Annotated in this window: 15 protein-coding genes; 13 read left to right on the top strand and 2 right to left on the bottom strand. The window is 69.1% G+C overall.

Annotated elements, in window-relative coordinates; genetic code table 11:
* The first annotated feature begins 985 nt into the window (after positions 1 to 985).
* The 5 genes from ABMY26_RS28420 to ABMY26_RS28400 all read left to right on the top strand — a co-directional run bounded on the left by ABMY26_RS28420 (position 986) and on the right by ABMY26_RS28400 (position 6126).
* Positions 986 to 1933 carry a replication initiator protein A gene (locus ABMY26_RS28420; RefSeq protein WP_045584655.1) on the top strand — a complete coding sequence of 316 codons (948 nt, stop codon included), beginning with the start codon at positions 986 to 988 and terminating at the stop codon, positions 1931 to 1933.
* A 105-nt stretch (positions 1934 to 2038) separates the two neighbouring features.
* A complete protein-coding gene (locus ABMY26_RS28415; RefSeq protein WP_372399534.1) occupies positions 2039 to 3061 on the top strand; it encodes an AAA family ATPase in 1023 nt (340 codons plus the stop codon).
* The gene (locus ABMY26_RS28410) at positions 3051 to 3905 is read left to right on the top strand and encodes a ParB/RepB/Spo0J family partition protein (protein WP_372399533.1); all 855 of its coding nucleotides are present in this window, start codon (positions 3051 to 3053) and stop codon (positions 3903 to 3905) included. Before ABMY26_RS28415 ends, ABMY26_RS28410 begins: the two co-directional genes overlap by 11 nt.
* Before the next feature lie 158 nt (positions 3906 to 4063).
* Positions 4064 to 5605, top strand: coding sequence for an ABC transporter substrate-binding protein (locus tag ABMY26_RS28405; RefSeq protein ID WP_372399532.1), 1542 nt, complete (start codon positions 4064 to 4066; stop codon positions 5603 to 5605).
* 41 nt (positions 5606 to 5646) lie between these two features.
* Positions 5647 to 6126: a hypothetical protein gene (locus ABMY26_RS28400; RefSeq protein ID WP_372399531.1), complete on the top strand. Its 480-nt coding sequence runs from the start codon at positions 5647 to 5649 to the stop codon at positions 6124 to 6126.
* 202 nt (positions 6127 to 6328) lie between these two features.
* Here the strand turns inward: ABMY26_RS28400 and ABMY26_RS28395 are convergent, their stop codons facing one another.
* Together ABMY26_RS28395 and ABMY26_RS28390 are read right to left on the bottom strand one after the other, a co-directional pair.
* Complete coding sequence (locus ABMY26_RS28395; RefSeq protein WP_372399530.1) at positions 6329 to 6838, bottom strand: hypothetical protein; 510 nt, start codon at positions 6836 to 6838, stop codon at positions 6329 to 6331.
* 111 nt (positions 6839 to 6949) lie between these two features.
* Positions 6950 to 8878, bottom strand: a complete 1929-nt coding sequence (locus ABMY26_RS28390) for a hybrid sensor histidine kinase/response regulator (RefSeq protein WP_372399529.1) — start codon at positions 8876 to 8878, stop codon at positions 6950 to 6952.
* Positions 8879 to 9129: 251 nt separating this feature from the next.
* Here ABMY26_RS28390 and ABMY26_RS28385 point away from each other — a divergent pair, with 251 nt between their 5' ends.
* The 8 genes from ABMY26_RS28385 to atoC all read left to right on the top strand — a co-directional run bounded on the left by ABMY26_RS28385 (position 9130) and on the right by atoC (position 23577).
* Positions 9130 to 12198 (top strand): response regulator, encoded by a 3069-nt coding sequence (locus ABMY26_RS28385; protein ID WP_372399528.1) that lies wholly within the window; start codon positions 9130 to 9132, stop codon positions 12196 to 12198.
* Positions 12199 to 12412: 214 nt separating this feature from the next.
* Entirely contained in the window at positions 12413 to 14272 is a 1860-nt protein-coding gene (locus tag ABMY26_RS28380) for a PhnD/SsuA/transferrin family substrate-binding protein (protein WP_372399527.1), read from the top strand.
* Positions 14269 to 14901, top strand: a complete 633-nt coding sequence (locus tag ABMY26_RS28375) for a response regulator transcription factor (RefSeq protein ID WP_372399526.1) — start codon at positions 14269 to 14271, stop codon at positions 14899 to 14901. The genes ABMY26_RS28380 and ABMY26_RS28375 overlap by 4 nt, the downstream gene beginning before the upstream one ends.
* A 200-nt stretch (positions 14902 to 15101) precedes the next feature.
* On the top strand, positions 15102 to 15899 hold the full coding sequence (gene dsrO / locus ABMY26_RS28370; protein WP_372399525.1) for a sulfate reduction electron transfer complex DsrMKJOP subunit DsrO: 798 nt from the start codon (positions 15102 to 15104) through the stop codon (positions 15897 to 15899).
* On the top strand, positions 15896 to 17035 hold the full coding sequence (gene nrfD / locus ABMY26_RS28365) for an NrfD/PsrC family molybdoenzyme membrane anchor subunit (RefSeq protein WP_372399524.1): 1140 nt from the start codon (positions 15896 to 15898) through the stop codon (positions 17033 to 17035). Before dsrO ends, nrfD begins: the two co-directional genes overlap by 4 nt.
* A 25-nt stretch (positions 17036 to 17060) precedes the next feature.
* The gene (locus tag ABMY26_RS28360) at positions 17061 to 20168 is read left to right on the top strand and encodes a molybdopterin dinucleotide binding domain-containing protein (protein ID WP_372399523.1); all 3108 of its coding nucleotides are present in this window, start codon (positions 17061 to 17063) and stop codon (positions 20166 to 20168) included.
* 143 nt (positions 20169 to 20311) lie between these two features.
* Positions 20312 to 22183, top strand: coding sequence for a two-component system sensor histidine kinase AtoS (gene atoS / locus ABMY26_RS28355; protein ID WP_372399522.1), 1872 nt, complete (start codon positions 20312 to 20314; stop codon positions 22181 to 22183).
* The gene (gene atoC, locus ABMY26_RS28350) at positions 22180 to 23577 is read left to right on the top strand and encodes an acetoacetate metabolism transcriptional regulator AtoC (RefSeq protein ID WP_372399521.1); all 1398 of its coding nucleotides are present in this window, start codon (positions 22180 to 22182) and stop codon (positions 23575 to 23577) included. Before atoS ends, atoC begins: the two co-directional genes overlap by 4 nt.
* Positions 23578 to 23629: the final 52 nt, after the last annotated feature.

Here is a 23629-nt window from a genome sequence, read left to right as displayed (position 1 = left end):
CCCTGCCATCATGGAGTCGCCAAACAGCCAGATGTGGGGTGCCCGGGTTTCCCTCGGTCTCCTCCGTCCGACACGAAGGGCCCGGAGCAATCCGGGCCTTTTGTGTTTGCGGAGGCGGTTCCTCCGTTATGTCATGGTGCGCTCCTTCAAGGCTGCACGAACCCGTGGCACCGGCCAGCAACTGGCATGGGCGCACGACGATGGCATGAGGGCGGTTTTCGCCCGTTTTTTGAAATGTGTACGTCGCGTTGCGCGTCTGTCCATGGTCTTGGGAAAACGGCGTTTCAGCGTCACTTCAAGGCGGAGCGGAGCGATTCTTATGTAGGAATCAACAGCTTGGCTCTCCGAATGCCCGGCTCGCCGGTGCCGAGTGTCGCTGTTGTGCCGAAAGATTCGGATAGGAACGTCGCCGTTGTGCCGAAAGATTCTTTTGACCGGCGGCCGCATGTCCAAGGATTGGCCTCGGCGAGTGTCGCCGTTATGCCGAATAATCCTCCCCTCCCCTCCCCCCACCAGCCGCGGAGCTGCCAGAATCGGCGGAGAATCGGGAAGGAATCGGTCCGACCGCCCATCTGCCGAATGTCGCCGTTCTGCCAGTCACAGGCCCTATATGAAGGGTAATGGGGCCGAAGCGGTGTGGAGTTGCGGAGTATATCACAGCAAAATCAATGGCTTGATTCGAGATTCTTCGTCCTCTTGCGTCTCTGCCGCGGCAGAACGGAGACGCTGCCCGCCCCTCCGGTCCGGATGTCTCCCGGGCGGGAGCCGATCGCCCCGCAAACTGCGACCGCAAACAGAAAGCTGGCAGAATGGCGACATTCAGTCCGTGTTTTCCCGCCGGTTCCGGGAATCTTTCGGCAGAACGGCGACGTTTGAGCCGGAGCTATGGAACAGGGTGGCAGGCTTGTGGATTATGGCTTCGATAGACCGCTTCACCATCCCATCGATCCCATTCCAGTTCGGACAGGAGCCGCGGAGAGACGGCATGACCCAGACCAACACCGCCGAGCTGCTCGACCGGCCGCTGCAATTGGCTCTGCGGCTGGATTCCCCGTTGACCGGCGACGTCCAGAACGACCGTCACATGATGGTCTACAGCCTGTTCGGCCTGTCGAAGGACAAGGCGGAATCGCTGCCGACCTATGATGACGGCAAGGTGCGGATCGAGGTGCGGGCGCCGAAGAATGTCGGCGTTGCGACGATCTGGGACAAGGCGGTGCTGCTCTATGCCATCTCGCTGCTGCGCGAGAAGATGGAACAGGGCAAGATTCCGGCCAAGCTGGGCGAACTGCATTTCACCACCAGCGACCTGCAGCGGATCGTCGGCAAAACTGCCGGCGGCAGCGCCTACGACAAGATCGAAGGGGCGCTGGAGCGCCTGCAGGGTACGCAGATCAAGACCAACCTGGAGACCGGCGGCGAGGGCGAGAGCGGCGCCTTCTCGTGGATTTCCGACTATAAGCTGCTCTACCAGCGCAAGAAGGACGGCGAGCGGGCGGTGCGCGGGCTGAAGCTCACGCTGTCCGGCTGGGTCACCCGCGCGGCATTGGGCCACAATCTGCTGATCTACCACGACCAGTATTTCGCGCTGAAGCCGGTGGAAAAGCGGCTCTACGAGATCGCGCGAGCCCATCTGGCCCGCGGACATGCCTTCTGGATGGCGCTGGAACCGTTGCGCAAGCGCGTCGGCTCCGACAACGACCTGCGCAAGTTCAAGAACGCGCTGGGTCCCGTGCTGGCCGCCGACCGCATCCCCGGCTACGGTGTGCGGATCGTCGAGACGGCGGAATACAAGGAGACGATGAAGTCCCGCGGCGCCGTGCTGGGACGTGTGCTGAACGCCGAGCTGCCGGTGCTGTTCTGGAAGAAGGACCAGGGCCAGCCCGAAAATTGGATCGACGCCCCGAAGGTGGAGTACGACGAAACCGTGTAGCACCCCTGCCCTTTTGGCGGACACCCGTCCGGTAGACACCCGTTGCCGGAGTCGCGACAACTTGATAGGGTCGGCGCAACCGGTGACGGGGCAGGAGGACGGGGCGTGACAGGGGACCAGTTGAAGGCGTTGCGGGAACGGCGGGGCCTGACCCAGACGCAGATGGCGGCGTTCGTCAACGAACTGACCGGCCGCAAATACGACAAGCAGCGCCTGAGCAAATGGGAAACCGGCAAGGAGGCCCTGCCCCGCGATCTGCTGGGCCGGCTGCTGCTGCTGGATCTGGAACGGCCGGAAAGCCCCCTGCCCCGCCGCGGCACCACCGTCGCCGTCGGCCTCCAGAAGGGCGGCACTGCCAAGACCGCGACGTCGATCAACCTCGCCTTCATCCTGGCGCGTGCCGGGAACCGGGTGCTGCTGGTCGACGCCGACCCGCAGGGCAACGCCACCATCCATGTCGGCGTGCCACAGACCGACATCGTGGCACTGACCGAGGCCGGCAAGGTTCTCTATCATGCGCTGATGGGCAAGACGACGCTGGACGCCGTGATCCGCCCGACCAGCGTCGAGGGGCTGGACGTGGTGCCCTCCAGCATCGCGCTGGCGAGCGCCGATACCGAGCTGCCCGGCAACCTGACCAACGCGCAGACGGCGCTGGCCGAGATCCTGGACGGGGTTAAGGCGCGCTACGACGTGATCGTCATCGACTGCGCCCCCAACCTGGGTGCGGTGACGATCAACGCGCTGACCGCGGCCGATTACGTGCTGGTGCCCTGCCAGGCCGAGCCGCATGCCATCCTGGGAGTCAGCGCCTTCCTCGACACCGTTGCCAAGATCCAGCGGCGGCTGAATCCGCGGCTGGAGGTGCTGGGCATTCTGCCGACCATGGTCAACCCGCGCCAGACCCAGGACCGGTCTTCACTGGACGACATCCAGCGGCTGTGGGGCGGCGACCGCCGCGTGTTCCCGCCGGTGCCGCGCGCGACGATCTACGCCCAGGCGGCCGGTGCCAATGTCATCACGCTGGATGCCGACATCGGCGCGCCGGGGGTGGAGAGCTATGCCGCCATCGCATCCGCGCTGCTGACCGCCACGGGCCGACTGCAGGAGACCGTCGATGCCGCCTAAGAAGCTGACCCGCCAGACCGCCGCCACCGTGCTCCAGGCCAAGGAAGCCGGCTTCGCGGCCGAAACCGACCGCATGTTCGGGCTGAGCGGCGTGCTTCCCCGGCTGGTCGAGGTCGATCTCGACGTCATCGAGACCAATCCGGGACAGCCGCGCACGGTGTTCGACGACGAGTCCCTGCGGTCGCTGGCGGAGTCCATCGCCCGTCACGGGTTGCAGCAGCCGGTGCTGGTGCAGGAGGGAACGGACAAGGGCCGCTACCGGCTGGTCGCCGGCGAGCGGCGGCTGCGCGCCCACCGGCTGCTCGGCCGCAACACCATCGCCGCGATCATCACCAAGGGCCGCCCGGAAGAGATTGCGCTGATCGAGAATGTCCAGCGTGTCGACCTGGATGCCATCGACCTCGCCCGTGGCCTGTCCCAGCTGATCGAGGCGCATGGCTACACCCAGGCGGAGGTGGCGGCGGCGGTCGGTTGTTCGGAGGCGGAGGTGTCCAAGCGCCTGAAGGTGCTGCGCCTGCCCGGCGACATCCTGGCCGATTACCGTGCCAACCCGGATGCGGTGTCGCGCTCCGCCCTGGTCGAGCTGGCTTTCGTCGAGGAAGAGGCGGAACTGCGCCGGCTGTGGCAGACCGCCCGCACCGGCGGGCTGACCGTCGGCGCGGTGCGGGCCGCCCGTCCGGCGGCATCGACCTCGGCGGAGCCGCTGCGGGTGCTTGGCAAGGCGATCAACCGGATGGACAAGGATCTGGCAGCGATAGACGGCATCGCCGGCGCCTTGCAGCGTGAGCATCGCGAGCGGTTGCAGGCGTTGCGCGACCGCATCGACGCTCTGCTGAACGCCTGAGGCTTTCGAACGCGAAAGCACGCCTCGGTTGTTTCTGCAAATCGCCACTCCCAATGGTTGCTTTCGAACGCGAAACCCTCTCCCCGTCGGCCAGGGTGACCGCCTGCCCTGCCCCATGGTAAGGGTTGCGGCAACAACATCGATGCTATGGGACGGCGATGCCGGCTGTGCGGAGACGACATTTCCTTGGCCTTCTCGGCGCCGCCGCATTGGCAGGCGCGGCGCCGCGGCCGGCCGGTGCCGCGGCCGGATCCCTGCGCATCGGGCTCAAGTCCCTGCCCGCGGCCCTCAATCCTCTCACCGTCAGCGATCTGGTCGCGCGGCAGGTTCTGGGCTCGATGTATGAGAGCCTGACCAGTGTCGATCCCCAGGGGCGCATCCTGCCGGGCCTCGCCACCGCCTGGGAGGCGTCGGAGGATGCCCGGCGCTGGCGCTTGACCCTGCGCGAGGGCGCGACCTTCCACAACGGCCGGCCCTTTGCCGCCCGTGACGTGAAGCGCAGCTTCGAAGCCGCGCTGGCGACCGAGGGCGCCAACTTCGCGGTGCTGGCATTGGCCAAGGTCCGGGGGTTTCGCGAAGTGCGGGCCAAGACCGCCCGCGAACTGTCCGGCGTCTCCGTGATCGACGACCGCACCCTGGACGTCGTCTGCGACGAGCCCTGCGCCGTCTTCCCCTTTGCCCGCTTCAACATCGTCGACGTGGACGCGGCGGAGGAAGCCGGGCCCGACTGGTTCCGCACCATGTCGGCGGGCACCGGTCCTTATCGCCTCGTCCGCTCCAACGAGGGGATCCGCATCGATGTGGAGGCGAACCCCGCCTGGCGTGGCGGTGCGGTGCCGTTCGAGCGGGTGTCCTTCCTTGCCACCGGCATCGGCAATGACGGCATCACCCTGTTCAACGACAGCCAGGTCGATTTCACCTTCGTCGACACCGACGCGCTGCGCGGGGTGATGGACGATCCCGGCTTCAAGCGGTCGCTGTCCAACGTGCCGCGGATGCAGATGCGTGTGCTGGCTCTCGACCCGCGCCGGGTGAAGGCCTTCGCCGACCTGCGGGTGCGCCGGGCGATGTCGCTGCTGATCGACCGCCAGGCGATGGCCGAACGGTTCTTCCGCGGCGTGGCGACGGTCCATAATGGCGTGGTGCCGCCGGCGCTGCTGTCGAACGAACGGCTGGAGCCGTTGGCCTACGATCCGATGCTGGCGAAGCAGTTGCTTGAGGAAGCCGGCTATCCGGACGGCCGCGGCATCGATCCCTTCACGGTGGCTGTCGTGCCGGAGTACCGGCGCGAGTTCGTCTATTACGTCTCGCAATGGAACAATGCCGGTATCCCGGCGAAGCTGGCGACGTCTCCGCGCCAGGAATTCATCGCCCGTTCCCGGCGTCGCGACTATGACGCCTTCCTGTTCGGCTGGACCGCGACCTACCCCGACCCGATGAATTTCCTGGACGAGCTGTTCACCAGCCGCAGCCGCTTCAACCCGGTGGGCTGGGCGAACGCGGAATTCGATGGCCTGATCGAACGGGCGATGGCCATCCCGGATCCGAACCTCCGGGCCGAGGTCTACAAGGATGCCGAGCGCCTCGTGATGACCGACATGCCGGTGATCCCGCTGGTGGTTCCGGACTATGTGGCCTTGCGCGGCAATGTGCTGAGCGACAACTTCATCACGCCGTTCGGTGGCCTGAACTTCGGCTGACCGCAAGGGCAGGGCTATTCGCAACTCACGGGAATGAGCATATGAGCGATACGTCCGGCCTGACCTTCATAGCCGTAGCGCTGTCGCTCACCGCATTCGGCGGGCTGGCCATGTTCCTTTACCTCAGGATCAAGCTGTCGGCAGCCAGGGAAGGCGCGGTCGAACCGAAAGGCGAGGGGACAGGCGTCCCCCTGGTCGCCGCATTTTCAGGATGGAAGGGGATTCCATGGCTCAGTTGGTCGTCGAGCACCCTGAAACCGACCTTGACCCTGCATCCGGATCACATCGAATGCCGGGTTATCAGGATCCGCAGGAAGCCGTACAAAGCCGTATCGAGGGTCGATTACCGGGAAACCATCGGAACGAACAACATCGTTCTGGAGTTCTCCGATTCCGTGTCGAGTTTCATCGGCAACACCGCCAGCAGGACACTGGCTCGGGATGCAATCCTCCGCCTCGCTCAACGGGATTGCCCTTTGTCGTTCCGAGCCAAAGCTCTGATCGACGGTGGCCCCGGCTGAACCTGAGCCGGAAGCCACTGAAACCGACCCTTCCGACACTGTGACGCCCGCGGCTGACGTCCCGGGTCAGTCTGCCATGGCCACGCGGCGGCCGCCGGCAGGGGGCCGGTTGCGGCATTGGCCTTCACCCCGTCCAATGCCGCCGGCTGTCCTCATCCGTATCTTTAGAGAGCGCTCAATCCAGACCGCTCCCGGCCTGCGGTTACCATCCGAAGCCGTGGCCGTCCAAAGCGGTTGCCGTGTGCCGGGCCTCGCGGAGACAATCGGCGGGCTTGGCTTCACGCAGGCAGTCGGCACCCTTTGCTTTGCGCAGGCAATCCGCGGCGGCGAACAGGCTGGCGCTGCCGGCACGGGCTGCCGCCATCCGCTCGGCGGGCGTGGAGACACCATTGTGGTGGAGGTACTCGCCATACACCGCGTCGCAGAAGCGGAAATAGGCGCGGGTATCGGCAACGATGAATTCATGCCACAGCTCGTCGCAGGCGGCGGACTGCGGAACGATGTCGCGGTCGGGATGTTCGGCGCATGCCAGCAGGAAAGCCTTCAACTGGGGCAGGGCGGCTTCGGAAGCGGCGCGGGTCATCCCCGCGGCGATGGCCCGCTCGACGACGTAGCCGAAGTCGAAACCGGCGATGATGTCGCGGATTCGCGTGATATCGGTCGTGGTGGCGCAGCGCATGGAATCCTCCAGGGTTGCATCTTCCGTGCTCAAGCTTTGGCTGCTTGTGCTGTTCTTGGGCGATGTCCCGATGTTGTGTCACAGGGCGGGCAGCCGTGTGAGATCGTTTTTGGTCCTAAGTCCTGGGACAGAGGTGGGCCCGGGTTACTTGGCCGGAGTATTAAGCGGAATGGCCTGCTCCACTGCCGTCTGTCCAGGCGGCACCTGTCCGGACGCCGCTTGCCGTGCGCCGGTCATCGCCGCCACCAGGGCCGTCAGCCTGTCGGGCAGGATCGGCTTGGCGGCGACCGCTACCCCCATCTCCGCCGCCCGGCGCGTCACCGCGTCTTCCAGGCGGCCTGAAATCAGCACTGCCGGAATGCGCACGCCCAGCCGCCGCCAAATCTCGGCAATGAAATCGAGGCCGTTCTCGGTGGCGGACAGATGATAGTCGGCGATGATGGCGTCGGGCCGGACGGTGTCGTCCTCCACCGCGCGCAGCCCCTGGGCGACGGTGGCGGCGCTGACGACGCGATGGCCGGCCGTGGTCAGGAACATCGCAATGGCGGACAGCACGAAGCTGTCGTCGTCGATCACCAGGATGGCGATCCCGCTGCCGTTGGCGGCTGCGTCCGCCAACGTCGTCAGCGATGCGGTGCCGGTGTCCGCCGCGACCATGGTCCCGGCAACGGGTTCCGCATCGGGCGCGACATCGGGCGCCAGCGGCACCATCACCGAGAAGACCGACCCCTTGCCCAGCGTCGAGCGCAGCTTTACCGGATGGTCCAGCACCGTGGCCAGCCGCTTGACGATCGACAGGCCGAGACCGATGCCGTTGTCACGGTTGCGCTCCGGGTTGCCGATCTGGTGGAACTCCTCCCAGATGGCGTCGAGCCGGTCTTCCGGGATGCCGATGCCGCTGTCGCGCACCTCGACGATCAGGGTGCCGCCCGATTCCAGGCAGGCGATCTGGATCTGGCCCGACGGCGTATAGCGGATGGCGTTGTCGATCAGATTGCCCAGCAGGCGCAGCAGCAGCACGCGGTCGGTCACCACCGATGCGCGGGAAGGCGGCACGCCGAAAGCCAGGCCCTTGGCGCGCGCCACCGGGCCGAACTGCGCCTCCAGCGCTTCGAGCAGATCTGCGATCTCATGGACGCCCATGTTGGCGGTGACGCCGCCGGCATCCAGCCGCGACACCTCCAGCAGGTCGTCCAGCAGCTGCTTCAGGGTCATCACGACCTGTTCGATCTTGCGCGCCGAGTCCGCCACCGCCGGGGTCGGCGCGGTCGCGCGCAGCATGGCGGTCAGCATCAGCAGCGACTGGGCGGGCTGGCGCAGGTCGTGGCTGGCGGCGGCCATGAACTTGGCCTTCGATGCCACCGCCTGCTCGGCCCGCTCCTTGGCAACGCGCAGGTCGATGGCGTTCTGCCGGAAGGTGCCGAGCGCCTTGGCCATGCGGCCGATCTCGTCGTCGCGGTGGCGCACCGGCACGTCGACCGTCACGTCGCCGGCGGCCAGGTCGGCCATGGCGCGGGTCATGCCGGCGATGGGCAGCGTCATGCCGCGCGTCGCCCACACCACGCCCAGCACCACCAGCAGCAGGGTGAACGCACCGACCCCGGTGAGAGCCAGGACATGATGGCGGATGGCCGCGTCGGTCGCGGCGGTGTCCAGCCTGACCAGCAGAGTGCCGATGTTGCGGACGGCACCGCCGCGGTCCTGATGGATCAGCGGCACGGCGGCGGCGGTCGTGGCCGCTTCGCCGATCGTCCCCGTTCCCGGCTTCCTATAGATGGCGAAACGCTCGCCATGGGTGCCGAGGATCACCGCTTCGGCGAAGCTGTCGATCGACCGCAGCGGGGTCAGCGCGGCCATCGCCTCCTCCGGGTCGAGGTCCCACAGGGCGCTGGAGACGCCGTCCAGGACGATCCTGGTCGCCATCTCCGCCCGGATGGCCAGCTCGGCCCGCGTGTTGCTGACATCGGCCTGGATCAGGACCGCCATTGGCACGGCGATCAGCACCGACACCAGCAGCACCGCCGATGCCGTCGTTCGGGCGACCAGGCTCCGCGAGAAAACCTTCAACAGCATACCGACGCCTACGAGAGCATGATGGCCGGGAATAATCGCCGGAACATCCTAGCCGACCCGGCGCGAAAACTCGACCGCCCCGTAGTTCCCGGGAGCGGGCGTCCGGCGGAGCGGAAGCAGCCGGGATGGCAGGAGACGAAAAGGCGCCATGACTGTTTCGAATCGCGTCTTCATCTCGATTGGTTGCCTGTGTAAGAGTCCGGTCGGGGATCAGGTTCCGGTGAACCGCCGAGGGGGGCGGAGCAATGGGAATGGCCATCATCATCGCTCTTGCGCACGGCGTCGGGCTGTTGGCGCTGGTTCTGCTCGCCTATCGATTCATATTGCGGCGGTTCGGTGCCCGGCCCCACGCCTTCCCCTTTCTCTCCGGCCTGCTGTTCGGCCTCGCGGCGGTCATCTCGATGCTGGATGCCTATCCCGTCGATGCCGGGGTTCTGATCGATCTGCGCAACACGATGGTCGGGTTGGCCGGGCTGTTCGGCGGCTGGCCGGCTGCGCTGGTTTCGGCCGGGTTGGCCGGCGCGGTGCGGCTGTGGCTCGGCGGCGTGGGCGCGCCGAGCGGTGCCGCCGGCATCCTGCTGACCGCACTTGCGGCGCCGTTGCTGGCGCGGCTGCTGGCACGCCTGACCGACCGGCGTGCCGCGCGGAAGGGCGGGCAGTGGCAGGGGCTGGGAAAAGGCGCGCTCGGCTTCGGGCAGCTGACGCTGTTCGGGCTTGCCGTCGCGCCGCTGACGCTGGCGGCCCTGCTGCTGCTGCCCGAGATGGATCTTGCCCTGCGGGTGCTGGAGGCGGCGGCGTTGCCGCTGACCGCCTTCACCAGCCTGGGCATCGGTCTGCTGGGGACCATGCTGGCACGCGAGCACCGCCGCTTTGCCGACGAACATGCGCTCGGCGAGAGCGGGGCACTGTTCCGTGCGGTGTTCGACACGTCGGCCGACAGCCTCGTCATCGTCCGTGTCCGCGAGGACGGCGGTTTCGTCCTGCAATGCGCCAACGCCGCCGCCTGCCGCACGCTGGGCGTTTCCGTGGAGGGGTCGGAAGGGCGGTCGCTCGACACGCTGCTGTCGCCGGACCTTGCCGCCAAGGTGGTGGCCGACCTGCAATCCTGCATCGATGCCGGCGCTCCCACCCGGTTCGAGGAGCAGCATACCCGGGATGGCGTCACCCGCTGGTGGGAGGTGTCGCAGGTGCCGATCCGCGATGCCGGCGGCACCATCGTCATGGTGTCGGTCGGCGCCCGCGACATCACCCGGCGGCATGAGGCGGAGCGGGCGATCCGCGCCAGCGAGGCACGCTACCGCCAGCTGGCGCGCAGCGTCACCGACATCATCGGCCGCATCGGGCTGGACGGCGTGCGGCGCTTCTGTTCTGAGGCGGCGCGCGACAGCCTGGGCTGCGCACCGGCCGATCTGGTCGGCCGCCCGCTGGTGGAGCGCATGCACCCCGACGACCGCCCCGCGGTCGCCGCCGGGCTGGCGCAGCTGACGCCGGATCATCCGACCCTTAAGACGACCTATCGGCTGCGCCACGCCGACGGCCGCTGGGTCTGGGTGGAGGGCGCGGTGCGGCTGGTCACCGACGATTGGGGCGCGCCGCAGGATTATGTCATCGTCGAGCGCGACGTCACCGCCCGCAAGATAATGGAGGCCGAGCTTCAGGACGCCCGCCATGCGGCGGAGGCCGCCAGCCGGACCAAGACGGAATTCCTGGCGAGCCTGAGCCATGAGCTGCGCACGCCGATGAACGCCGTCATCGGTTTCGCCGACCTGATCGCGCGGGAATCGGAGGGACCGGTCGGCAACGCCCATTACCGCGATTTCGCCGTCAACATCCGCGACAGCGGCCAGCATCTGCTGGAGCTGATCAACGAGATCCTGGACCATGTCCGGGCGGAGGCCGGGCAGTTGGTGCTGGACGACGAGGTGGTCGACCTGGATGCCGCCGCCGTCTTCGCCATCCGGCTGCTGACGCCGCGCGCGGCGCGCGCCGGCATCGTCCTCTCGGCGCGGGTGGACCCCGCCGCACGCCATCTGCGCGGCGACGAGCGCCGCATCCGTCAGATCCTGCTGAACCTCCTGTCCAACGCGGTGAAATACACCCCGGCGGGCGGTGCCGTGTCGCTGACCGCCGGACCGGCGCCGGAGGGCGGTTTGCTGCTGGAGGTGCGCGACAATGGGGTCGGCATCCCCGAACAGGATCTCGGCCGTGTCCTGCAGGCCTACACCCGTGTCGACAGCCCGGCGAACCGCCAGACCGAGGGTGCCGGGCTCGGACTGCCGCTGACCCGCCGGCTGGTCGAGCTGCATGGCGGCACGTTGACCCTGTCCAGCCGGGTCGGGCAGGGCACCGCCGTGACCGCCCATTTCCCGCCGGACCGGCTGGCCGACGCGAGCGGCCGGCCTGCTGGCGCTGCGCAAGGTCCGACCGGCCTGTCGATCCTGATGGTCGAGGACGACCACAACATCCTGGAGAATGGCTGCGCCCTGCTGCGCAGCTGGGGGCATCGGGTGACCGGCGCGTCCGGTGCGGGGGAGGCCCTGGTGGTGCTGCGCGGCGGCGAGCCGCTCGACCTGCTGTTCAGCGACATCGTGATGCCGCCGGGCATGACCGGGGCGGAGCTGGCGCGCGAGGCGCGGCGGCTGCGGCCCGGCCTGCCGGTGCTGCTCGCGTCGGGCTTCGCCGCCCATGCGGTGGTCGCCGACGACGTGGCGCTGGGCGGCTACGACATGATCGCCAAGCCCTACGACCCGGCGGAACTGCGCGACCGGCTGAACCGGCTGCGTCCGCCGGCGGCTGCGCAGGCGCAAACACAGCCACCACCGGTTCCGGTGCCGGCTCCGGCCCGATCCCTCCCTGCCATGCCGGCTGCCGACCGTCCCGCTCCGGCTTCCCCGACCGCGGACTCCCTGCGCATTCTGGTTGCCGAGGATGTGGAGATGAACCGCCTGCTGGCGGTCACGCTGCTGAAGCAGGCCGGTCACGCCGTCGTGGCGGTGGAGGACGGCGCGCAGGCGGTGGAGGCGGTCGGGCGCGAAGCCTTCGACGTGATCCTGATGGACCTCAACATGCCGGTGATGGACGGGCTGGAGGCGACGCGGGCGATCCGCGGGTTGCCGGGTCCGGCCGGCCGGACCGCCATCGTGGCGCTGACCGCCAATACCTTTCCGGACGACATCGCCGGCTGCTATGGGGCGGGAATGGACGGTCATGTGCCCAAGCCCATCGACCGCGCCCTGTTGCAGCGGGAGATCCTGCGTTGCGTCGCCTCCCGTCGCGCAGCGGAAGCGATGACCGGACCTTTGCAGGATCGCGGCGCCTGACGGGGGCCGGGCGTGTTCCCAACCGGATGCTTGACCTGAATCAGCGTCGATCGTCCCGGTCTGGGCTATCGCTCGGCCGATGGGACGGCGTGGTCGATCGCAGGCGGGAACCGGGTGGGTGGCTGTGTTCGGTATCGGCATAGGCGGCGGGAAGCGGGGTGGCCTCCGCCCGCCCGGGTTGGCTCCCGGCTTGGCTTCCGGGCCGGTTCTCGGGGTGCTGGGACTGCTGTGCGCGGCACTCGGCCCGGCGATGGCCGCCGATCCGCCGATCCGGGTCGCGGTGCTGGCCTACCGGGGCGACGACCACGCCAACGCCGTCTGGGAGCCGACCGTCCGTTATCTGGCCGACCGTTTTCCCGAGCGTGGGGCGGAGATGGTGCCGCTCGACCTTGCCGGCATGGATGCGGCGGTGCGGACGGGGGCGGTCGATTTCGTTCTGACCAACACCGGCAATTATGTGGAGCTCGAGGCACGCCATGGCGTCACCCGCATCGCGACGTTGCATTCGGCGCGCAGCGGGCCGACGGGCGCGGCCATCGGTTCGACCCTGATCGTGCGCGCCGACCGAGACGACATCGGCGGGGTTGCCGATCTCGCCGGCCATACGGTGATGGCGAGCGCCCCCGAAGCGTTCGGCGGCTTTCAGATCGCCTGGGGCCTCATGCAGCAGGCGGGGCTGGATCCCTTCGGCGACCTGCGCGACCTGCGCTTCTCGGGATTTCCGGTGGACCGCATCGCCTTCGCCGTGCGCGACGGCGAGGCGGATGCCGGTATCCTGCGCGCCTGCGTGCTGGAGGAACTGGCGGCCGAGGGGCGCATCGATCCCAGCCGATTCCGCATCCTCGCTCCCCGGACGGCGCCGGGCTTCGGCTGCGCGCTGTCCAGCGACCTGTATCCGGACTGGCCGCTGGCGCGGTTGGCCGCGACGCCGGAGGCGCTGGCCAAGGATGTCGTCGTCGCCCTGTTCCAGATGCCGGAGAAGCATCCGGCGGCGCTGGCCGGCGGCTATCTCGGCTGGACGGTGCCGCTGGACTACCAGCCGGTCCACGGCCTGTTCCAGGCCCTGCGCATCGGGCCGTACCGGCATCTGCGGGAGGTGTCGCTGGCCGACCTGCTGTGGCGCTACTGGAAATGGCTGGCCTTCGCCGCCGCCGCCTTGCTGTGGTGGGCGATCCATTCGCTCCGGGTCGAGCATCTGGTCAAGGTGCGCACGGCGGAATTGCGGGCCGCCAACGGCAGCCTCGTCCACGAGATGGCCGAACGCCGACGGGCGGAGGAAAGCGCCCGGGCCCGGCGGCGCGAAATGGACCATGTCGCCCGCCTGTCCATCCTGGGCGAGATGGCGAGCAACCTCGCCCATGAGCTGAACCAGCCGCTGGGCGCCATCGCCAATTATGCCCGCGGCTGTACCCGCCGGCTGGAGATGGGGGCCGGGGATCCGGCGGAGCTGGCCGGCATCACCCGCGCCATCGCCGAACAGGCCGAGCGCGCCGGGCGGATCATCGCGCGCATCCGCGGCTTCGCCCGCGGCCGGACCGGCCAGGGCGGCGGTCACATCGAGCGGGTGGACGTGAACGAGGCGGTGCGTGCAGCCATCGTCCTGTGCGAAGCCAGCGCGCGGAGCGACGGCATCGCCATCGCCGCGGAGCTGGCCGACGGGCTGCCGCCGGTGCTGGCCGATGCGGTGCAGGTCGAGCAGGTCGTGCTCAATCTGGTCAAGAACGCGCTGGATGCCATGGAGGGGGTGGAACCCGGCGCGGCGCGGGTGACCGTCCGCACGCATATGGAATTGCCGGGGGAAGGTCCGGGGCGGATCGGAATAGCCGTCGCCGACCGGGGCCAGGGCCTGTCCGATGTGGCACGGGCGCGACTGTTCGAACCCTTCTTCACCACCAAGCCGGACGGGATGGGGCTGGGCCTGTCGATCTGCCGGACCATCGTCGAAGCCCATGGCGGCCACCTGGAGGCGTCGGACAATCCCGGCGGCGGCACCGTCATGCGCGTGGTCCTGCCCATCGCCGACAACTGCGGACCGGCCGCCGGCCCGGATCATCGGGGAGAGACGTCATCATGACCGCAACCGCCGCCGGGACTGCCGATCACGCCGCCCGCACCGTCTATGTCGTCGACGACGATCCGGCGATGCGCCATTCCCTGGTCTGGCTGATCGGCGCGCTGGGGGTGCCGGTGCTGCCCTTCGCCTCGGGGGAGGAGTTCCTGCGCGCGGTCGGCACCGGCCGGCCGGGCTGTCTCGTTACCGACGTGCGGATGCCGGGGATGAGCGGGCTGGAGTTGCAGGACACGCTTGCCCGTGCGGACTCGCCGCTGGCGGTCGTGGTCGTCACCGGCCATGGCGACGTGCCGATGGCGGCGCGCAGCTTCCGTGCCGGCGCGGTGGATTTCATCGAGAAGCCGTTCAACGACCAGATGCTGCTCGACCGCGTGCATGAGGCGCTGGAGAAGTCGGCCGCCCTCTGGCGGGACCGGGCGCGCAAGGCCGAGCTGCATGCCCTGCTGGCCCGCCTGACCGCGCGCGAACGGCAGGTGGCGGAGCTGGTGGTGGCCGGCAAGCCGAACAAGGTCATCGCCGCCGAGATCAATCTCAGCCTGAAGACGGTGGAGGTCCACCGCCACAACGCGATGGAAAAGCTGGAGGTCGCCTCCATCACCGACCTGACCCGCCTGCTGATGGAATCCCGGTAGGGGCGGGGAGCCAGCGCCGGAGAAAGCGCCGGAAAATCGTTCCGGCACCCCAACGGACTGCGACAGATCGTCCTTGCGGTAAACCCTAAAAACTCTAGGGGGTACCGCAATGGGCCGGCAGGCCGGTCCCCGGTAGCATCGCGGACAGAACGCCCGATGGGGACACCCATGGGCGGGATTTCCGTGCGAAGGGGCCTGCCATGGACCGATCACGACGCAACTTCTGCCTGGGAGCGGGGGCGGCCGCCATCGGCGCGGCGACGCTGGCCCCGGCGCCGGCCGCCGCCTCCGACACCGGCCAGGCGCGCAAGGGGGGCGATCCGGCGCATCGCTGGGGCATGGTGGTGGATGTGCGCAAATGCGTCGGCTGCCAGGCCTGCACGGTGTCCTGCATCATGGAGAACGCGGTTCCCGACAACAGCTTCCGCACCATCGTCTCGACCTACGAGGTGACGGAACAGGGGGCGTCCGGCACCTACATGCTGCCGCGCCTGTGCAACCATTGCGAGGATCCGCCCTGCATCCCGGTCTGCCCGACCGGTGCCACCTTCCAGCGGCGGGACGGCATCGTGGTGGTGGACAACACGGTTTGCGTCGGCTGCGCCTATTGCGTCCAGGCCTGCCCCTACGATGCGCGCTTCATCAACCACGACACCCAGACCGCGGACAAATGCACCTTCTGCGTCCACCGGGTGGATGCCGGGCTGCTGCCCGCCTGCGTCGAGACCTGTGTCGGCGGCGCCCGCATCTTCGGCGACCTGAACGACCCGCACAGCACGGTGTCGGTGCTGGTGCGCGGCCCTGCGTCCGACCCTGCGTTCGACAGGGCGCCCGACCGGGTGCCCAAGGTGCTGAAGCCCGAACAGGGCACCCAGCCGCGCGTCTTCTACATCGGCCTCCAGCCGGCCTTTGCCGGCAAGGTCGACGGAACGCCGACGCTGTGGCGCCCCAGCGACGTGCCGCATGCGCGATCCCACGCAGACAAGGAGTCCGCATGATGGACACCAACATCGTCGAGGTCATCAACGTGACCCGCGAGGTCGCGTGGCTTCCCTGGGCCGTGCAGTATTTCTTCCTGATCGGCCTGTCGGTCGGCGGCCTGCTGCTGAGCCTGCCCGGCTATGCCTTCGCGCGCGACGCGTGGCGCAGGCTGGGCCGCGTGGCGCTGCTGGTGGCGCTGACCTGCGGGCTGACTGCGCCGGTGGCCTTGCTGGCCGACCTGCACCAGCCCGGCCGCTTCTGGCATTTCTACGTGGTGCTGCGCCCGTCCTCCTGGATGTGGTGGGGATCGGTCTTCATCCCGGTCTATCTCGGCGGCCTGCTGGCCTATGGCTGGGCCTGCCTGCGCGAGGAGTTGCAGGCGCATGGCCGGGTGGACAGCCGGCTGGCTCCGCTCTACCGGCTGGCCGCGCTGGGCGGCGGGCGGGACGACCGGCTGATCCGCATCACCGGCCTCGCCGCCCTGGCCGGGGCCGCGCTCGTGGCGCTCTACACCGGGTCGGAGGTGATGGTGGTGAAGGCACGGCCACTGTGGCACACGCCCTTGCTGCCGGTGCAGTTCCTGCTGACGGCGCTGGCCGGGGCTGCCGGGCTGGTGCTGGTGCTGAACCGCTTCGCCGGCGGCAACGACCGGGAGGTGGAGGTGCGGGCGAACCGCCTGCTGGCGCTCGTCCTGGGCGGCGTGACGGCCGCCGGCGCGTTGTGGCTGGCGCTCGGCCTCTTCGCGCTCGACCCCTGGCATGCGCGGGCGCTGGCCAGCGTTGCCGGGTCGGAGGCATGGCGGGTTACGGCGGCATGGGCGGTGGCGGCGACGCTGGTGCCCCTCGTCATCGCGATCGTCCGTCCGGCGGGCAGCGGGCTGCTGACCGGGCTGATCGCGCTGCACAGCGCCTGGATGTTCCGCTGGACGGTGTTCATCGGCGGCCAGACGGTGCCGAAGACCGGGGCCGGTTTCTACGACTACACGCTGCCGGCGGGGCCGGACGGGGTGATGGGCATCCTCGGGTCGGCCGGGTTGTGGCTGTTCCTGCTGATCCTCATCACCGCGGTCCTGCCGACGCCGTCGCCGACGCCATCGCCGTCACGGCCGACGGACTCCGCTCCCGCCTTCCCCACGCCCGCCGCGGCCGAATGAACAGCCGAGTGACCGGAGACGCATCATGTCGATCAACCGTCGCCTTCTCCTGAAGACCACCGCCGCAGGTGGCGCGCTGGCCGCCTTCGCCGCCGGCTTTTCCGAAACCGGGCGCAAGCTCGCCCGCGGGGCCTGGGCCGGGGACCATCCGGCAAGCGCCCTGTCCGGCGACGCCCTGCCTCCGGAATTCAACGTCGATCCGACCAGAGGCGACGTCGTTCCCACGCCCGGCCAGATCGTGGCCTATACCGGCTGCATCGGCTGCACCACGCTCTGCGGCGTGCGGGTGCGGGTGGACACCGCGACCAACCGCGTGCTGCGGGTGGCCGGCAACCCCTACAGCCCGATGTCGACCGATCCCTTCCTGTCCTACGGCACGCCGGTCAAGGAGAGCTTCCGGGCGCTGTCCCGCTTCCACGAGCAGGGGCTGGCCGGGCGGTCCACCGCCTGCGGGCGCGGCAACGCGGTGCTGGAGAATGTGACCTCTCCCTTCCGCGTCACCACGCCGCTGAAGCGGGTGGGACCGCGCGGGTCGGGCGAATGGCTGCCGATTTCCTTCGAGCAGCTGGTGCAGGAGGTGTGCGAAGGCGGCGACCTGTTCGGCGAGGGGGCGGTGGAGGGGCTGCGCGCCCTGCGCGACCTCAAGACCCCGATCGATCCGGCGGCGCCGGAGCTGGGGCCGAAGGCCAATCAGGTCGCCCTGATCTCCGGCGTGCCGGACGGCCGGGAAGCGCTGGTGCAGCGGTTCCACCAGCAGTCCTACGGCAGCATCAACTATGTCGGCCACGGCTCCTATTGCGGCGGCGCCTATCGGGCCGGATCCGGCGCCGTGTTCGGCGACACCAAGGCCCAGCCGCACGCCAAGCCCGACATCGCGAACGCCGAGTTCGTCGTCTTCATCGGCACCGCCCCATCCAATGCCGGCAACCCGTTCAAGCGGCAGGCGACCCTGCTGTCCAAGGCGCGCACCGATGGCGTGCTGGACTATGTCGTCGTCGATCCGGTCCTCACCAACGCCAAGGCGGCGGCGGCCGGCGACCGCGCCGACTGGATCCCGATCCGGCCGGGCACCGACGGCGCCTTCGCCATGGGCATCGTCCGCTGGATGTTCGAGAACGGGCGGATCGACACCAACTATCTTGTCCAGCCCAACGGCAAGGCGGCCGAGGCGGCGGGGGAGGCCGGATGGTGCAACGCCACCCATCTGGTGGTGGTCCAGAAGGGCCACCCGCGCGAGGGGCGGATGCTGCGCGCCTCCGACATGGGATGGGGCGTGCTGGCGGAGGCGGACCGCTATGGCGAGCGCGACGCCTTCATCGTGCTCGACCCGGCCGGCGGCCAGCCGGCCGCCCATGATGCGCTGGCCGGACCGGCCACCCTGTTCCATGCGGGGTCCATCGCCACCCCCGGCGGCGAGGTGGCGGTGAAGACCGCCCTGACCCTGCTGCGCGAGGAGGCGATGACGCGGGATCTCGCCGCCTGCGCCGGGATCTGCGGGGTGCCGGCCGAAATCATCGCCGGGCTGGCGCGCGAGCTGACCAGCCATGGCAAGAAGGCCGCGGTCAACGCGCATGGCGGCATGATGTCGGGCAGCGGCTTCTACAACGCCTTCGCGGTCGTCACCATCAACACGCTGCTGGGCAACCTGAACTGGAAGGGCGGCACCATCGTCGGCGGCGGGCGCTTCCCGCCGGACGGCGACGGCCCGCGCTACAAGCTCGCCAGCTTCCCCGGCAAGGTCAAGCCGGCGGGCGTGCCGCTCGGCCGCAACGTGCCGTACGAGAAGACGGCGGAGTTCAAGGCCGGCAAGGCGGCCGGCCGGCCCTATCCGGCGGCGGCCCCCTGGTATCCGACCGCCCCCGGCCTGACCACCGAATGGATGTCGGGAGGCATCGCGGAGGGCTATCCCTATCCGGTGAAGGCGCTGCTGCTGTGGAACGCCAATCCGGTCTACGGCATTCCCGGCGGCCATCGCTTCCTGACCCGGCTGGCCGATCCGAAGGTGCTGCCGCTGGTCGTCGCCATCGACCCTTTCATCAACGAGACCTCGGCCTATGCCGACTACATCGTGCCCGACACGGTGCTGTACGAGACCTGGGGCTGGACCTCGGCCTGGGGGGGCGTGCCGACCAGGATGACGACGGCGCGCTGGCCGGTGCTGACCCCGCGCACCGATACCCTGCCGGACGGGCAGCACATCCAGCTCGAACCCTTCCTGATCGCCGTCGCCAAGCGGCTTGGCCTGCCCGGCTTCGGGCGCGACGCCATCGAGGACATGGAGGGCAACCGCCATCCGCTGGAAACCGCCGCGGACTGGCATCTGCGGGCGGGCGCCAACATCGCCTGGGCGGGCAAGCAGCCGGTGTCCGATGCCACCGACGAGGACATCGCCTTTTCCGGCGTCGGGCGGCTGCTGCCGGAGTTGCGGGCGATGCTGAAGCCGGAGGAATGGCGCAAGGTCGCCTTCATCCTGGCGCGCGGCGGACGCTACCAGAACCAGGCGGAGGGGTTCGAGGGCGACCGTGCGACCCACCGCTTCGCCAAGCCGCTCCAGATCTACAACGAGACGGTCGGCACCTCGCGCAGCAGCATCACCGGGCGGCGCTGGCCGGGAACCGCGGCGTGGATGCCGGCGCTGTTCGCCGACGGCACGCCGGTCGCAGAGGTCTACAAGCCGGCGGATTGGCCGTTCCAGCTGGTCAGCTCCAAGTCGGTGCTGATCAGCGCCTACACCATCGCCGCCAGCCGCCTGCGCCACCTGCATCCGGACAACCCGGTCGGCATCAACGCGGAGGATGCCCGCCGCCTGGGCATCGAGACCGGCGACCGCATCCGCCTCGCCACCCCCGGCGGCGAGGCGACGGCCACCGCCATCGTCCGCCATGGCGTCATGCCGGGGGTGCTGGCGGTGGAGCACGGCTTCGGCCACCGCGAATACGGCGCGCGGGCGCACCGCATCGGCGACCGGCACCAGCCACGGATGGAGGAGATCGGGGCGGGCCTGAACCTGAACGATCTCGGCATCGCCGATCCGACCCGCCCGGGTGGTGCGGTGTGGGTGGACCCGGTCGCCGGAACCGCGGTGCGCCAGGGCATTCCGGCCCGGCTGGAGCGCGCCGCCGCATCGGCCTGATCCTGTCGGCGCCCGGACCGGCCGGCTCTTATGGAATTGCCGTGGCTGCCCTGCGCAGCTTGGGCCTCCCGCAGTGCCGGCAAATCTGCTATCGCCGCGCAAGCGGGCGGGCAAATCACGCCCTTCCGGGAGGAGTGGGCGTCATGCGGCCCCTGGACTGGTTTCGGAACTGGCTTCGCTGCTGTCTGCCGAACAGCCTGCGCGGCAAGCTGCTCCTGGTTTCCCTGGCGGTGGTCGTCCTGCCGATCTCGTTGACCGGCTACCTGCTGGAGCGGGAAGGGCGCCAGGCGCTGGTCCGGGAAAAGACCGAGAAGCTGTTCGGGCTGACCCGGCTGCTGGATGCGCATCTCGGTCCCGGCTTCGATGGGGGTTTCGACGGGCTGCCGGCCGGAACGGGGATCGCGGCCGCCGGCCGGGACACCGCGATCCGGGCGCTGTCGGAGCGATTGACGCCCTTCACCGACCTCGTCGCCGGGGCCAATCCGGGGGTGGGGGTCGGCTATTACAGCAAGGCGCTCGACGCCATCATCACCTATGGGCCGAGCCGGGACTACAGCGCCACCGTCGGCACCAGCATCCCGCCCGACCATCCCGGCTGGCGCGTGCTGGAAAGCGGCCGGCAGGCGGTGGAGAGCGGCCGGCAGGTGCGCGGCTTCATCCTCAACGCGATGCTGCCGATCATCCGCGACGGCGGCGTGATCGGCTATATCTGGGCCAACGAGCTGTCGGACGACGTCGAGCGCCAGGCCGCGGCGATGGACCGGGCGGTGCTGACGGTCAGCATTGCCGGCATCCTGCTCGGCCTCCTGTTGACGCATCTGCTGTCGCGCGGGGTCGGCCGTGACATCCGGCGGATCATTGACGGGCTGCTCCGCATGCGGAGCGACCTCGGCCATGCCATCCTGCCGCCGCCGGGCGAGGTCGGCGAGATCGCTGTCGAGGTCAACGGCATGGCGCGCGCCCTGCTGGACGCCCGGTCGCTGACCGAGAACATCCTGCACAGCATCGCCGACGGGGTGATCGCCGTGGACCGGGCGGGGCAGGTCACCGCCGTCAATCCGGCGGCGGAGGCGATGGTCGGGGTGACGGCCGCCGAGGTTATCGGCAGGCCGTACGATAAGCTGTTCAAGCCGGACGGACAGTTCGCCAGCCCGCTGCTGGACACGCTGAAGACCGGGCAGCCGCATGTCGGGGTGACGCTGGACTTTCCCGGCACCCGCCAGACCCTGCATCTCAACGTGTCCAGCAGCCTGCTGCGCAACAGCCGGAGCGAGGCCATCGGCGCCGTGGTGGTGCTGAAGGATCTGACCGAACAGCGGCGGCTGCGGACGCAGATCATGCGGGCCGACCGGCTGGCGGCGCTGGGCGAGCTGGTCGCCGGCCTCGCCCACGAGGTGCGCAACCCGTTGACCTCGATCCGCGGCTTCATGCAGTTCCTGGAGACGTCCGACGACGTCAAGGAATGGCAGCGTTATGCGCCGCTGATCGTGCGGCAGGTCGACAGCCTGAACCGGCTCGTCACCGAACTGCTGGAGTTCGGCCGCCCCCGGCCGCCGACGATCCGGCCGGTGCAGCTGAACGACCTGATCCGCGAGGTGTCGCTGCTGGCCGGGCGCAAGTCGAACGCCAGGATCGCGCTCGACCTCGCCGCCGACCTGCCGCAGGTGGAGGCCGATGGCGAGGCGCTGAAGCAGGTCGTGCTCAACCTGATCATCAACGCAATCCAGGCGACGCCGGATACCGGCATCATCGCCATTTCCACCGCGGTGCCGGACGGGCGGGAGGCGGTGATCGCCGTCAGCGACGACGGCGAAGGCATCGCGCCGGAGAATGTCGACAAGGTGTTCGATCCCTTCTTCTCGACCAAGCCCAACGGGACCGGGCTGGGGCTGGCGATGGCGCACCGGATCGTCGATGCCCATCACGGCACCATCGCCATCGCCAGCACGCCCGGGACCGGCACCACGGTGACCCTGCGCATCCCCTTCCTTCACAGCCCGGTGGCCGAAACATGACGACCCGACTTCCCGCCGCGACGGCCCTGGTGGTGGATGACGACGAGGGCATCCGCCAGATGCTCGCCGCCGTGCTGTCGCGCGAGGGGCTGGCGGTCGCCACCGCCGCCGACGGGGTCGAGGCGGTCGCCGCCTTCGCCGCGCAGCGGCCGGCCGTGGTGCTGATGGACATCCGCATGCCGCGGATGACCGGCCTGCAGGCGCTGGCGGAGATCCGCAAGCTCGACCGCTCGACCGCGGTGATCCTGATGACCGCCTTCGCCGAGGTGGGAACCGCGGTGCAGGCGATCAGGGACGGCGCCTTCGACTATGTCATCAAGCCCTTCGACATCGCGGAAATCCTGCTGCTGGTCGGGCGGGCGCTGCAGATGCGGACGATGCGCGACGACATCGCCACCCTGCATCGGGAGCTGTCCAGCAGCTACCGTACCGACCGCATCCTCACCGCCAGCCCGCGCATGACCGAGCTGCTGCAGACCATCGCCAAGGTCGCCAAGAGCAACGCGACCGTGCTGGTGACCGGCGAGAGCGGCACCGGCAAGGAGCTGGTGGCGGCGGCCATCCACTACAACAGCCCGCGCAACGCCGGCCCCTTCGTCAAGGTCAACTGCGCCGCGGTCCCGGAAGGGCTGCTGGAGAGTGAGTTCTTCGGCCATGAGAAGGGCGCCTTCACCGGCGCGCAGGCCCGCCGCCGCGGTCGCTTCGAACAGGCCGAGCATGGCACCCTGTTCCTCGACGAGATCGGCGACATCTCCCCCGGCCTCCAGGTCAAGCTGTTGCGGGTGCTTCAGGAGCGCGAGTTCGAGCGGGTCGGCGGCACGGATCTGGTGCGCACCGACGTGCGCGTCATCGTCGCCACCAACCGCAACCTGGAAGAGATGGTGCGCCAGGGTCTGTTCCGGCAGGATCTCTATTTCCGCCTCAACGTCGTGACGCTGCGGACGGTGCCGCTGCGCGACCGCCCGGAGGATGTCCGGCTGCTGGCGAGCCATTTCCTGCAACGCTTCGCGGCGGAGAACGCGATCGAGGTCGGCGGCATCGACGAACAGGCGATGGAGCGGCTGCTGGCCTATCGCTGGCCGGGCAACATCCGAGAGCTGTCCAACGCCATGGAGCGGGCGGTGGTGATGAGCACCGGCGCGATGATCGTCGCCGAGGATCTGCCGGAACAGATCGCCGGCCGGCCGGGGGAGGACGGGGAGGCCGCCGGGGCGGCCGATGCCCAGCCCGTCGCCGGCAGCGGCAGTTTGCGCGAACAGGTCAGCCGGTTCGAGGCCCGCGTGGTGGCCGAGGCGCTGGCCCGCAACGACGGCAACCGGATGCGGACGGCCCAGGAACTCGGCATCAGCCGCCGCTCGCTGCTCTACAAGCTGCAGGAATACGGCATCTCCTGAGCGAGGCGCTGGCGCCGGCCGCTGCGCAAAATCTTGCGCAGCACGCACAAAG

This window comes from Azospirillum sp. HJ39 (assembly GCF_041507355.1).
Classification (GTDB): domain Bacteria; phylum Pseudomonadota; class Alphaproteobacteria; order Azospirillales; family Azospirillaceae; genus Azospirillum; species Azospirillum thiophilum.
Note: the sequence above shows the minus strand (reverse complement) of the source record. Positions and strands in the feature narration are given on the sequence as shown.